Here is a 12,752-nt window from a genome sequence, read left to right as displayed (position 1 = left end):
GTGGACGACTCCGGCCTCGGCACGCGCCGGACGCCGGACCTCGCCGGCTGTTCGCCCGTGGCTGTGCATCTCCTCACCGCACGGCGCCGCCCCGGCCGGGCGCCGGGTCGGCGCGGTCGTCATGATCCCGGTGGTCGTCGTCCTCGTGGTCGTCGTCGTGCTCATGGTGCGGCATCGTTTTCGGGCCGGGGCCCGGCGGCGGGGCGACGTCGTCACGGCTGAGGCACCGGTGGTCCTGGCGGAGGGGTTTGACGAGGCGGCTCAGGTCGATCAGGACCGCGTCGGGGGCCGCACGGCGGGTGTCGATGCGCACCTCGACGGCCGGGCTGCGTCCGTAGGTGACCAGGAGGGTCCTGCCGTCGTCGTCCGGGGACGTGCGCCAGACCCAGTCCACGCCGTCGACCTGCGCGCACGCCTCCTTGGTGGGCAGCGGCTTGTCCAGGCCGCAGCGCGCGACGACCGCGCCGTCTCCCCAGGCGGCGGCACCTGCCAGGCCGGTGGACGTGCGGCCCGCGCCGGCGATCTCGTCCGGGTAGCCGTCGGCGATCCGGGCACACGCGGCGGACCCGGCCCCCGGTGCGGCGTCGAGGCCGAAGGTGGGCGAGCTGACGCTCTCGTACGCCACGACGGAGGCCGCGGCGGCGAGGACGACGGCGGCGCCGACGAGAAGACGGGTGCGGCGGCTGCGCCGGGTGGACGGGGGCATGGCTGGCGTCCTCGGTTTCTGGTGGGCGGGTGCGTGGGGAGAGGCTGCGGCGGCACGGCGGCAGCGCGTGTGGCGGGTGCGCAGGAGATGCCGCCGGACCGCGTCAGGGAGTGCGGGCGGGCGGGGCGGTACCGGCCTGAGCGGCCTTCACCAAGGCGTCGATCTTGTGCGCGTCGAGCTGGCCGGAGGCGGCGGCAGCGATCCTCCCGCGCGGGTCGACGGCGAAGGTGAACGGGAGGCCCTGGGTGTTCAGGACGCCCTTGGGGAGCTTGAGGGCCTGCTTGCCGCCGGAGTCCAGGAGGCTGGGGTAGCTCATGTGGAACTCACCCGCGAAGGCACGCCCGTTGGCGGCCGAGTCGTCCTGATCCAGCCCGACCACCACGACCCCGCGCGCCCGCAGTGTGTTGTGGGTCCTGACCAGGAGCGGGGTCTCCGCACGGCAGGGCCCGCACCACGACGCCCAGCCGTTGACCAGGACCGCCTTGCCCTTGTAGGCGGCCAGGCTGAGGGGTTTGCCGTCCAGGCCGCTGCCGGTCAGGTCCGGGGCCCGCGGCCGCCGGTGGGCCTCGATGGTCAGGACGCCGTCCTTGCCCTGGTGGTAGCCCCTTCGGCCGTCGGGATCGTCACGCCCCACGAGCACGCCGACGCCGACGGCAACGACCGTGAGCGCGGCCAGGGACAGAACGATGAGCCGGGTCGGGGTTCTCACGGAAGTCCTCGGTGTGGTGGGCCGGTTGGGCCACCACAGGATCTCAACTGCCCCGGGAACGGGCGTGCGCGGGCCCCGGGTCCGTCGACGCGCAGGGGGCGCGTGACACCGCGCCGATGGCTCGGGCCGCCACGAGATCTCCCTTGCCGCCGGTGCCTGCCGGCGCCCTCTGGTACGTGCTCCCGAACGGGACGGCCTAGCCGTCCTCCCGGCCGGGGAGCGGCGCTCCCTGGAGGAACGCTCGGTAGGCGTCCGCGGCGTCATCTTCCACGGTCGGCCCTTCCGGTCCGTACCGTGTGTCGCTCCGGTCGCGCTTGGGGCCGGAGATCCAGAAACTCTCGTCGGTCGCGACGTCGTAGAAGTTCGCGTCGAACAAGCCGATTCCTGTGGCTCGTTGCAGCGTCCGGCCCTGGAAGTATGCCGTTTTCCAGGTCTTGGAGAAGTTCACCCACCCGATCCACGAGGGGCCGCGGTCGGTGTCGTAGCCCGTCTTGAGCTGTACGAACATGATTCTGCGAGGCATGTCCCCAGTCTGGCCGAACGAGCCGTCCCGGAAAACCGGGTTTGTGGTCGGGGGAGTCGGACGACCCGCCATGGTGCTGTGACCGGACCGCCGTTGTGCGGCGCACCGCGCGTGCCGGGGCCGGCTGCCTGAGCCTCCGGAAGGGGCACCGCTGTGCCTGGCCCGCCACTGACAAATGTCATGAAGAAGCGAGGACAGTCGGAACTGTTGCGCGGCGCGGGCGTGCCCGAAGCTGAAGACGTCGGGGAAAGAACGCCGTGCAGAGAGCAACTTGGGGGAGACCGCAGTGGACCGGAGCCGGAGCGAGAGCCGACGTCAGCAGCAGCGGAGTCAGGCGGCGGCGGAGGGCAAGAGCCCCAACCCGCTGGCGCAGACCCTGCTGCCGCTCGTCCTGGACCTGGGGGTTCCGCTGGGGTCGTACTACCTCCTCAGGAGCGGGTTCGGGCTGAGCGAGGTCGCGGCGCTGGGCTGGAGCAGCGTGGTGCCGGCGCTGCGCACGGTCTGGGGCCTGGTCCGGGGCGCCGGGGTCAACGGCCTCGCCCTGGTGATCCTCGTCGTCAACGTCGTGGGCCTGGCCCTGAGCGCGATGACCGGCGATCCGCGGCTGATGCTCGCCAAGGACAGCGGGGTGAGCAGCGTCGTCGGCATATCGATGATCGTCTCCGTGTACCTGGGCAAGCCCCTGATGACCGCCGGCCTCAAGCCGTTCGTGACGAAGGGGAAGGCCGAGCGGAGCGCCGCCTGGGACCGGCTGATGGCCGGGTCCGTCCCCTTCCGGCGCGCCGAGCGGAGGTTCTCGCTGATATGGGGAACCGTGCTGGTGGTCGAGTGCGTGGCGCGGGTGATCGGCGCCTACACCGTCCCGGTCCACACCATGGTCTGGCTGGGGTCCGTCCTGGCGGTGGTCGCCATCCTGCTGGCGATGGTCCTCGCCGGAGGCAGCTGCGCCGAGCCGATGGAACGGATGGTCAACGCCGAGGCGGAACGCGCCGCCGGCCACGAGGACGATGCGGCGGGCGCGGATGCCACTGCTGTCGAGCCGTCGGCCGTGACAGCCGCACCGGTCGCATCGGTCGCATCGGCCGCACCGGTCGTGACAGCCGCACCGGCCGTGACCGCGGCGACGGGACGCTGACGGCGGGGAGCCGGGGCGTCCCCCAGGGCCGGCCGGGACCAGCCTCGTACGGGGGTGGGCTGGTCCCGGCCGGCCATCGGGGAGGGGCCGGCGGCCGCGGACGTCGGGCTCCGCGGACGGGGCGGGAGGGGTGCGCGGGGTGCGCGGGGCCCGTGCGGCGCGGAGAGAGGGCCGGCCGGTCAACTGTGAGGTGTTGCACAGCGCCCGCCGGGGAGCGGGTCGCGCGGTGCGGCGAGCAGCGCCTGAGGGGTGATTCCGGGGCGCTGACCTGCGGACACGGCATGAGGGAGGGGCGCGCCGGGGGCGTCAGCGGGTTGGCGGGATTGCGTAAGGGAAGGGGGTGTCGCGCATCCCACAGCCGATCGGCGGGGTGCCGCCCATAAAGTCGGCAACGCGACGGGACGTCAAAGGTTGCCGGGTCGAGGAATAGTGACGATAAGGACTCACAAGGAGTTGTTGGACTTGTGAGGACTCGTCAGGGTCCGGACCGCAGACGGCCTTTTCCGCGGCCACGAAGGGAACGGAAGTCATGTCGACTGTTCAATCTGAGGTCAATCCCGGTATTCGTCGGGCCGGGCCGGCATCTCTGTACGCCGAGCTGGTCCGGCGGAATCCCGGGGAGCCCGAGTTCCACCAGGCGGCGCTCGAGGTACTGGAGACGCTGGAGCCGGTGCTGACGGCGCGGCCGGAGTTCGCCGAGGCGAAGATCCTGGAGCGGATCTGCGAGCCGGAGCGGCAGATCATGTTCCGGGTCCCCTGGCAGGACGACTCCGGGGCGATTCATGTCAACCGGGGCTTCCGGGTGGAATTCAACAGCGCGCTCGGCCCGTACAAGGGCGGTCTGCGCTTCCACTCGTCCGTGAATCTGGGGATTGTGAAGTTCCTCGGATTCGAGCAGATCTTCAAGAATTCCCTGACCGGCCTGAACATCGGCGGCGGCAAGGGCGGCAGCGACTTCGACCCGCACGGCAAGTCGGACGCCGAGGTGATGCGCTTCTGCCAGTCGTTCATGACGGAGCTGCACCGCCACCTCGGCGAGCACACGGACGTACCGGCGGGCGACATCGGCGTCGGCGGCCGGGAGATCGGCTACCTCTTCGGCCAGTACCGGCGGATCACCAACCGCTGGGAGTCCGGTGTGCTGACCGGCAAGGGCCTGGCCTGGGGCGGCTCCAAGGCGCGTACGGAGGCCACCGGGTACGGCAATGTGCTGTTCACCGAGGAGATGCTCAAGCAGCGCGGCGAGGAGCTGGACGGGCAGCAGGTGGTGGTCTCCGGGTCCGGCAATGTCGCGATCTACACCATCGAGAAGGCCCAGGCGCTCGGCGCCAACGTGCTGACCTGCTCGGACTCCGGCGGCTATGTCGTCGACGAGAAGGGCATCGACCTGGCGCTGCTGCGGCAGATCAAGGAGGTCGAGCGCGGCCGGATCAGCGCGTACGCCGAGCGGCGCGGGGTGTCCGCCACGTACGTGCCCGGTGGGCGGGTGTGGGATGTCGCGTGCGATGTGGCGCTGCCGTCGGCGACCCAGAACGAGCTGGACGAGGACGCCGCCCGGATCCTGGTCCGTAACGGCGTCAAGGCGGTCTCCGAGGGCGCCAACATGCCGACCACCCCGGCGGCGGTGACGCTGCTCAAGGAGGCCGGGGTGGCCTTCGGCCCCGGCAAGGCCGCCAACGCGGGCGGTGTGGCGACCAGCGCGCTGGAGATGCGGCAGAACTCCTCGCGGGAGGCCTGGTCCTTCGAGCGCACGGAGGGCGAACTCGCGACGATCATGCGCGCCATCCACCACCGCTGCTACGAGACCGCGGAGCGCTTCGGGCTGCCCGGCGACTATGTGGCCGGTGCCAACATCGCCGGCTTCGAGCGGGTCGCCGACGCGATGCTGGACCAGGGACTGATCTGACCGGAGGCGGCAGCCGGGGCAGTGGCCGCGCTGAGAGCGGCGGTGGGACGGAGCCTGTTCGGGCCTCGCCCCACCCCCGCCCGGACCGGCTCGTAAGGTGACCGCATGAACATCTGCGTCTTCTGCTCCGCCGCCGACCTCGATGACCGCTACGTCGTTCCCGCCCGCCGGTTCGCCGAGCTGATCGGCAAGGGCGGGCACGCGCTGGTCTGGGGCGGCTCGGACACCGGCCTGATGAAGGTCATGGCCGACGGGGTGCAGGAGGCGGGCGGGAAGCTGATCGGCGTCTCCGTGGAGTTCCTCGCGCACAAGGCGCGCGAGGGCGCCGATGAGATGGTCGTCACCAAGGACCTCGCCGAGCGCAAGGCCCAGATGCTGGCCCGCGCCGACGCCGTCGTCGTGATGGTCGGGGGCACGGGCACGCTGGACGAGGCCACCGAGATCCTGGAACTGCGCAAGCACGGGATGCACACCAAGCCGGTGGTGCTGCTGAACACCGCGGGTTTCTACGACGGGTTGAAGGAGCAGTTCCAGCGGATGGAGTCGGAGGGGTTCCTGCCGATTCCGCTCACCGACCTGGTCTTCTTCGCGGCGGACGGCGTCGGCGCGCTCGCCTACCTGGAGGAGAAGGCGGGCATCCGGGCCTGAGCCGGCCGTGCCCGGGTCCCGTCGCCCGCTCGTTAGGATCGGACCCATGGGTACGCACTTGATCACGGGCGCAGGGTCGGGCATCGGAGCGGCGGTCGCACGGCGGCTGGCGGAGCGCGGAGAGGACCTGTGGCTGCTGGCCCGCAACGCGGTCCGGGCCAAGGAACTGGCCGCGCAGTTCCCCGGCGCCCGGACGCTCGTGGGTGACCTCGACCACCCCGAGAAGCTGTCCTGGGCCTTCGGGCAGCAGCCGCTGCCGGACCGTATCGACTCCCTGGTGCACAGCGCCGGCGTCATCGAGCTGGGCACGGTCGGCGACCTGCCGGCCAAGTCCTGGCAGCGGCAGCTCGCCGCCAACCTGGTCGCGCCCGCCGAGCTCACCCGGCTGCTGCTGCCGCTGGTGCGGGTCGCCCAGGGGCATGTGGTCTTCGTCAACTCCGGCGCGGGGCTCCACGCGAACCCCCAGTGGGGCGCGTACGCGGCGAGCAAGCACGGCCTCAAGGCGCTGGCCGACTCGCTGCGGGGCGAGGAGCACGACAACGGCGTCCGGGTGACCTCGGTCTACCCGGGGCGGACGGCCACGCCGATGCAGGCGAGCACCCACCAGCAGGAGGGCAAGGAGTACGACGCGTCCCGCTGGATCGACCCGGAGTCGGTCGCGACGGCCATCATCACCGCCATCGACCTGCCGCGCGATGCGGAGATCAACGATGTGTCGGTGCGGCCGGGGCGCTGAGCCCCGGAGGCGGCTGTCCTAGCGGGAGGCGAACGCCGCCCGCAGCCGCCTGCCGTTCACGATCATGACGACGCCGAGCAACAGGGCGCCGCACACGCCCTGTTCCAGCTTCAGCCACGTCGGGAAGCCGCCGGGCAGCGCGACGATGACCGCGATGGCCGCCGCCATGACGGCCGAGGCCAGACGCAGCCGGAGGTAGGACCGGCGGTGGCCGCGGGCCGTCCGGGCGGCGAACGACGTCATGAGCAGGGACGTGGCGACGACGATGACCACCCGGATCCAGACGGCGCCGGTCACCAAGTCGGGGTGGTGGCGCAGTACATAGACGGCGCACAGCGTGAGCGCGCTGAGGCCGGCGTAACAACCGACGAGCAGCTTGGCGCCGCGTAACGCCCGCTGGGCGCGCGGGTGACGCAGGAGGCCGTCCGAGGGCCCGGCCGGGTCCGTCCGGTGCGTGGTCATGAGGGTCCTTCCGGTTTCGTGTGCTGCTTCTTCGGCCGCTGTTTCCCGTGCCGCCGGCGGTCCCGCGGACGGCCGTCACCAGGATCCGGTCCGGCCGCGGCCCGTTCATCGTTCGGCCGGACGAGCCGCGCGCCGGTCCGTTTCAGGGGCCGGCGGGGGCTGACCCGTAGTGGTCGCGGGCCGAGGGCTTCAGGGGCGAGCCGCCCTCCCGCCCGTGGGCCACGGCACCCGGCGGCTCGGGGTGTCCGGGCCGCGGGGCCGCCCCCGGCCGTTCTCGCGCGCGGCGACGTACGCTGCATGAGTGACCACTGAAGCGAAGTCGACCGCGGCGGCGGGGTGCGGGTTCCGGGAGATCCGCGGGCTCGTGACGGAACTGAGCCGTCGCCTCGACGCCCATCAGCGCGGCCGGATCGCCGAACTCGATCTGACGCCGACGCAGGCCAAGGCGCTGGAGGAGCTCGGCGAGCCGAAGACCGCGCGCGAGCTGGCCGGGGTGCTGTGCTGCGAGCCGCCGAATGTCACCTATGTCATCTCCAAGCTGGAGAAACAGGGCATGGTCGTGCGCCGGCCGCACCCCTTGGACGGGCGGGCCAAGCAGCTCGTACTCACCGACGCGGGGCGGGAGTTGCGGCTGGATCTGCTGCGACGGATGGGGACCGCCTCGCCCCTCGACCACCTCTCGCACGAGGAGCGCGCCGCGCTGCGCGACGGCCTGCTGAAGGCGCTGGGACGGGGCGCCTGACGCCGCCGCCGTAGTGCCGCGCCGAGGCCCCGGGGTGGATGCCCCGGGGCCTCGGCGCGTACGCGGCCCGGCCCGCGGCCCCGCATACGGCTCCACTCCCGCGCGGCGCCCATGCGGCTCCCCGCGCCCCCTCCGCTGCTTTCTCGTGCTTTCTCGGCCGCCGCCCCGCGGCTTCGTATGCGTTCAGTAAAGTTATAGCTGTCATCATTGCGCGCCGATATAGCTACAGCTTTAACTAAATGCATGATCATTGAGAAGCGCGCGACCCGTGCGGCCGCGAGCCCGGTCCGAGCCGGTGGCGACTCCCCGGCGCCCCGGCCGCACCCCCGCAGCGGCCTCCAACTCCTCGTCCTGGCACTCGGGTTCGTGATGGCGAGCCTCGACACCGGCATCATGAACGTCGCCGCGGGAGACCTGCGGGCCCGGCTCGGGCTGACCATGTCCGGCCTCACCTGGGTCGTCGACGGCTATGTCCTCGCCTTCGCCGCGCTGCTGCTGCTCGCGGGCTCGCTGGCGAAGCGTTTCGGCGCCCGCCGGATCTACCTCGTCGGGCTCGCCGTGTTCACCGCCGCGTCCCTGCTGGGCGCCGCCGCTCCGGACGGCACCGCCCTGGTGGCCGCCCGCTTCACCCAGGGCGCGGGCGCGGCGCTCTTCATGCCGAGCTCGCTGTCGTTGCTGATGCACGCCTTCCCGGAGCCGGCCCGCCGGGCGAGGATCCTCGGCATCTGGTCGGCGATCGTCTCCACCTCCGTCGGGCTGGCACCGACCCTCGGCGGCCTCCTGGTGGGCGCGTTCGGCTGGCGCAGCATCTTCCTCGTCAACCTCCCCATCGGAGTGGTGGGCCTGCTGCTCACCCGGCGGGTCGTCGCGGCCGTCCCGGCGCGCGGCACGGCGCTCGGCGGCAGCGGTCACGTCCTGGGACTGCTCGCCCTCGGGTCGCTGAGCTACGCGCTCATCGAGGGGCCCGCCCAGGGCTGGTCCGCCCCGCCGGTCCTGGGGGCGGCCGGGGTCGCGGTACTGGCGACGGCCGGATTCGTCCTGCGCGAGCGGGCCGCCCGCGTCCCGGTCCTGCCGGTCGCGCTCTTCGCGGACAGCGGCTTCACCGCGGCCAATGCGGTCGGCTTCCTCTTCAACTTCGCCTTCTACGGGGTGCTGTTCGTCCTCGGCCTCTTCCTGCAGAGCGCGCGCGGCGCGAGCCCCGTGGCGGCGGGGCTGCAGATGCTGCCGGCCGTGCTGGTCCTCCCGTTCGGCAACATCCTCTATGCCCGGTTCGGGCCGCGGGTCGGCAACCGGGCCGCGCTGACCGCCTCTCTGGCGCTCTCCGCCGCGGGCTACGCCCTGCTGTTCCTGATCCTCTCGCCCGGCCTGCCGTACTGGGTGCTCGCGGTGGTGCTGGCGGTCGGCAACCTCGGCGGCGGGGTCAGCTCCCCGGCGATGACCGGAGTGCTGATGGCGGCCGCGGGCCGCGAGCACGCCGACATCGGCAGCGCCACCCTCAACGCCAACCGCCAGATCGGCTCCCTGGTCGGCATCGCGGGCATGGGCGCGGTGCTGGCGGGCGCGGGCGGCGGCCACCGGGGTGCCGCCTGGGCCTTCGCGCTGGCCGCGGGCGCGCTGGCCGTCGCCGCGGTGGTCGGCCGGCTGGGCATCCGCACCCGGGCGTGAGGGGCGTACACGGGCCCCGGTGCGGCGGCCGGAGCGTCCGGCGTGCCGCGGTCCGTACGGGTTCGGTACGGCCCGCTTCGCCCCCGTATCGGACGCTCCCCGCCGCCCGCCCCCTGCGCCGGCCGGTCCGTGCACCTGGCGCACCCCGGCCGGCGTGCCGCCGCATACCCTGCCTGGGTGAGTGAGAACAGCACGCAGAAGTGGGCCGCGGGCGCGGCGACCGGTGTCGGGTCGATGCCGGGCGGTGACGCGCGGGAGGCGGCGAAGACCGTCACCGGATCACTGGAGGGCTTTCCGTACCTGCCGGAGCTCCCGGCCCGGGGGCCCGGCGCCGACATGATCGGGCGGACGCTGGGGATGCTCGTCGAGGTCTACGGCCATGTGGAGCCCAGCGGCTGGCGGATCAGCGACCGGCCGGGCCGCGACACCCGGCGCGCCCACTCCTGGCTCGGCGAGGATCTCGACGCCCTGGAGGAGTTCACCCAGGGCTACCAGGGGGCGCTGAAGGTCTCCGCGGTCGGCCCGTGGACCCTGGCCACCGCGCTGGAGATGCGCAACGGCGAGGCGGCGCTCAGCGATCCGGGGGCGTGCCGGGACCTCGCCGCGTCCCTGGCGGAGGGGCTGCGCGGCCATCTCGCGGACGTACGGCGGCGGGTGCCGGGCGCCCAGGTGGTGCTGCAGCTCGACGAGCCGTCGCTCACGGCGGTGCTCCAGGGGCGGGTGAAGACCGCGAGCGGCTACCGCACCCACCGCGCCGTGGACCGGGCGGTAGTCGAGGGCGCGCTGCGCGATCTCGTCGCGGTGGCGGAGGGCGGCCCCGTGGCCGTCCACTCGTGCGCGCCCGCGGTGCCGTTCGCTCTGCTGCGGCGGGCCGGTGCCTCGGGTATCTCGTTCGATTTCTCCCTGCTCACCGAGCGTGAGGAGGAGGCGATCGGCGAGGCCGTCGAGGGCGGGACGACGCTGTTCACCGGTGTGGTGCCGGGCGTGGACGGTCCATTGTCAGACCCTGCCGGTAGCGTCATGGGTGTCAGGACGCTGTGGCGCAGGCTGGGGCTGGCACCGGGGACTCTCAGCGAGTCCGTGGTCGTCACGCCCTCGTGCGGACTCGCGGGCGCTTCGCCCGCATATGCCCGTTCGGCGCTCGCCCACTGCGCCCGGGCGGCGAGATCACTCGCAGACAACCCTGAGTGACCGCACTCAAGGATCACGGGAGGACAAGACGGTGGCTGGCGAACAGCACGCAGCGGCATCCGAGGTGCCCGCAGCGGCGCGGGAGAAGCACGCGCAGCTCGCTGAGCAGGTCGAGGAGCATCGCTTCCGGTACTACGTGAAGGACGCCCCGGTCGTCAGCGACGCGGAGTTCGACAGGCTGCTGCGCTCCCTGGAGGCGCTGGAGGACGAGCACCCCGAGCTGCGCACCCCCGATTCGCCGACCCAGAAGGTCGCCGGGGCGTACGCCACGGAGTTCACCGAGGTGGAGCACCGCGAGCGGATGCTCTCGCTCGACAACGCCTTCGACGACGAGGAGTTGGCGGCCTGGGCCGAGCGGATCGCCGGCGAGCTGGGCGGCGCCCCGGCGAGCGCCGGCTACCACTTCCTGTGCGAGCTGAAGGTGGACGGCCTCGCCGTCAACCTCACCTACGAGCAGGGCCGGCTGACCCGCGCCGCCACCCGCGGCGACGGCCGCACGGGCGAGGACATCACCCCCAACGTCCGCACGATCGCCGAGATCCCGCACCGTCTCAGGGGCGACCGGATTCCGGATCTGGTCGAGGTGCGCGGGGAGGTCTACTTCCCGATGGAGAAATTCCTGGAGCTCAACGAACGGCTGGTGGCCGAGGGCAAGCCGCCGTTCGCCAACCCCCGTAACGCCGCGGCCGGTTCGCTGCGCCAGAAGGACCCCAAGGTCACGGCCGGCCGCCCGCTGCACATGGTCGTCCACGGCGTCGGCGCCCGTGAGGGCCTGGAGATCGACCGCCAGTCGGCGGCCTACGACCTGCTGAAGGCGTGGGGCCTGCCGACGGCCGCGCACAACAGGGTCGTCGACTCCCTGGAGGCGGTCCGCGCCTTCATCGGCCACTACGGCGACGCCGAGACCCGCCGTACGGCCGTCGAGCACGAGATCGACGGCGTGGTCGTCAAGCTGGACGAGATCCGGCTGCAGGGGCGGCTGGGCTCGACCTCGCGGGCGCCGCGCTGGGCGATCGCCTGGAAGTACCCGCCGGAGGAGGTCAACACCAAGCTCGTCGACATCCGCGTCGGCGTCGGCCGTACGGGCCGGGTCACGCCCTACGCCGTCGTGGAGCCGGTGACGGTGGCCGGGTCCGAGGTGGAGTTCGCCACCCTGCACAACCAGGACGTGGTCAAGGCCAAGGGCGTGTTCATCGGGGACACCGTCGTGATCCGCAAGGCCGGTGACGTCATCCCGGAGATCCTCGGCCCGGTCGTCGACCTCCGGGACGGCAGCGAGCGGGAGTTCGTGATGCCGGCCGAGTGCCCCGAGTGCGGGACGGCGCTGCAGCCCGCCAAGGAGGGCGACATCGACCTGCGGTGCCCCAACGCCCGCGCCTGCCCCGCCCAGATCCGCGAGCGGCTGTTCTACCTGGCCGGCCGCAAGTGCCTGGACATCGAGAACTTCGGCTATGTCGCGGCGACGGCGCTCAGCCAGCCGCTGGAGCCCGCGGAGCCGCCGCTGAAGGACGAGGGCGATCTTTTCGGCCTCTCCATCGAACAGCTGCTGCCCATCAAGTCGTACGTCCTCGACCCCGACTCCGGTCTGCCCAAGCGCGATCCGAAGACCGGCGAGGAGAAGGTCGTCACCTTCTTCGCCAACCAGAAGGGCGAGCCCAAGAAGAACGCCCTGGCCATGCTGGAGAACATCCAGGCGGCCAAGCAGCGCCCGCTGGCCCGGATCATCACGGGCCTGTCGATCCGGCACGTGGGCCCGGTGGCGGCCGAGGCGCTGGCGCGGGAGTTCCGTTCGATCGACCGCATCCGGGACGCGGACGAGACGGAGCTGGCCGCCGTCGACGGCGTCGGCGCCACCATCGCCGCCTCCCTGAAGCGGTGGTTCGCCGTGGACTGGCACCAGCAGATCATCGAGAGCTGGCGGGCCGCCGGCGTCCGGATGGAAGAGGAGCAAACGGGTGAGGAGGGCCCGCGTCCCCTCGAAGGCGTCACCGTCGTCGTAACGGGCACACTTCAGTCACACACCAGAGATGGCGCGAAAGAGGCCCTCCAGAACCTCGGAGCGAAGGTGACCGGTTCCGTTTCGAAGAAGACCGGATTCGTAGTTGTGGGTGACAACCCGGGTTCGAAGTACGACAAGGCCATGCAGTTGAAGGTCCCCGTGCTGGACGATGATGGCTTCGCGGTGCTGCTGGAGCAGGGTCCGGACGCAGCGCGAGCGGTAGCTGTCACTCCGCCTGAGGAGGAGTGAGGTGTCACCTCATCGGCGCATACCAGATTGATCCGCGACGCCGGGTCGCATTCGGGCAACCGTCACCGATCGCTGCCCGTG

At 72.1% G+C, this 12,752-nt stretch carries 12 protein-coding genes; 8 read left to right on the top strand and 4 right to left on the bottom strand.

The window, feature by feature from the left end:
• Positions 1-73 precede the first annotated feature (73 nt).
• From K7396_RS11115 to K7396_RS11105, 3 genes are all read right to left on the bottom strand, one after another.
• Entirely contained in the window at positions 74-706 is a 633-nt protein-coding gene (locus tag K7396_RS11115; RefSeq protein WP_152104859.1) for a DUF3515 family protein, read from the bottom strand.
• 103 nt (positions 707-809) lie between these two features.
• Entirely contained in the window at positions 810-1,415 is a 606-nt protein-coding gene (locus K7396_RS11110) for a TlpA family protein disulfide reductase (RefSeq protein ID WP_158101194.1), read from the bottom strand.
• A gap of 196 nt (positions 1,416-1,611) precedes the next feature.
• On the bottom strand, positions 1,612-1,938 hold the full coding sequence (locus K7396_RS11105; RefSeq protein WP_086721145.1) for a hypothetical protein: 327 nt from the start codon (positions 1,936-1,938) through the stop codon (positions 1,612-1,614).
• Positions 1,939-2,224: 286 nt separating this feature from the next.
• Here K7396_RS11105 and K7396_RS11100 point away from each other — a divergent pair, with 286 nt between their 5' ends.
• From K7396_RS11100 to K7396_RS11085, 4 genes are all read left to right on the top strand, one after another.
• Entirely contained in the window at positions 2,225-3,073 is an 849-nt protein-coding gene (locus K7396_RS11100) for a VC0807 family protein (protein WP_373866951.1), read from the top strand.
• A 529-nt stretch (positions 3,074-3,602) separates the two neighbouring features.
• The gene (gene gdhA / locus K7396_RS11095; RefSeq protein WP_174886967.1) at positions 3,603-4,979 is read left to right on the top strand and encodes an NADP-specific glutamate dehydrogenase; all 1,377 of its coding nucleotides are present in this window, start codon (positions 3,603-3,605) and stop codon (positions 4,977-4,979) included.
• Between the two features lie 105 nt (positions 4,980-5,084).
• Entirely contained in the window at positions 5,085-5,627 is a 543-nt protein-coding gene (locus K7396_RS11090) for an LOG family protein (RefSeq protein ID WP_086721500.1), read from the top strand.
• Positions 5,628-5,673: 46 nt separating this feature from the next.
• Positions 5,674-6,363, top strand: a complete 690-nt coding sequence (locus K7396_RS11085; protein WP_086721501.1) for an SDR family oxidoreductase — start codon at positions 5,674-5,676, stop codon at positions 6,361-6,363.
• Between the two features lie 18 nt (positions 6,364-6,381).
• Here the strand turns inward: K7396_RS11085 and K7396_RS11080 are convergent, their stop codons facing one another.
• Positions 6,382-6,825 carry a hypothetical protein gene (locus K7396_RS11080; RefSeq protein ID WP_086721502.1) on the bottom strand — a complete coding sequence of 148 codons (444 nt, stop codon included), beginning with the start codon at positions 6,823-6,825 and terminating at the stop codon, positions 6,382-6,384.
• Positions 6,826-7,189: 364 nt separating this feature from the next.
• Between K7396_RS11080 and K7396_RS11075 the strand changes: the two genes are divergently transcribed.
• From K7396_RS11075 to ligA, 4 genes are all read left to right on the top strand, one after another.
• The gene (locus K7396_RS11075) at positions 7,190-7,567 is read left to right on the top strand and encodes a MarR family winged helix-turn-helix transcriptional regulator (protein WP_086721503.1); all 378 of its coding nucleotides are present in this window, start codon (positions 7,190-7,192) and stop codon (positions 7,565-7,567) included.
• Between the two features lie 243 nt (positions 7,568-7,810).
• Positions 7,811-9,232, top strand: a complete 1,422-nt coding sequence (locus tag K7396_RS11070) for an MFS transporter (protein WP_086721504.1) — start codon at positions 7,811-7,813, stop codon at positions 9,230-9,232.
• 177 nt (positions 9,233-9,409) lie between these two features.
• Complete coding sequence (locus K7396_RS11065; protein WP_086716301.1) at positions 9,410-10,423, top strand: methionine synthase; 1,014 nt, start codon at positions 9,410-9,412, stop codon at positions 10,421-10,423.
• Between the two features lie 31 nt (positions 10,424-10,454).
• Positions 10,455-12,671 (top strand): NAD-dependent DNA ligase LigA, encoded by a 2,217-nt coding sequence (gene ligA, locus K7396_RS11060; RefSeq protein ID WP_086716297.1) that lies wholly within the window; start codon positions 10,455-10,457, stop codon positions 12,669-12,671.
• Positions 12,672-12,752 lie beyond the last annotated feature (81 nt).

This window comes from Streptomyces angustmyceticus, assembly GCF_019933235.1.
GTDB classification, from domain to species: domain Bacteria; phylum Actinomycetota; class Actinomycetes; order Streptomycetales; family Streptomycetaceae; genus Streptomyces; species Streptomyces angustmyceticus.
This window is presented reverse-complemented; position numbering and strand designations above follow the sequence as displayed.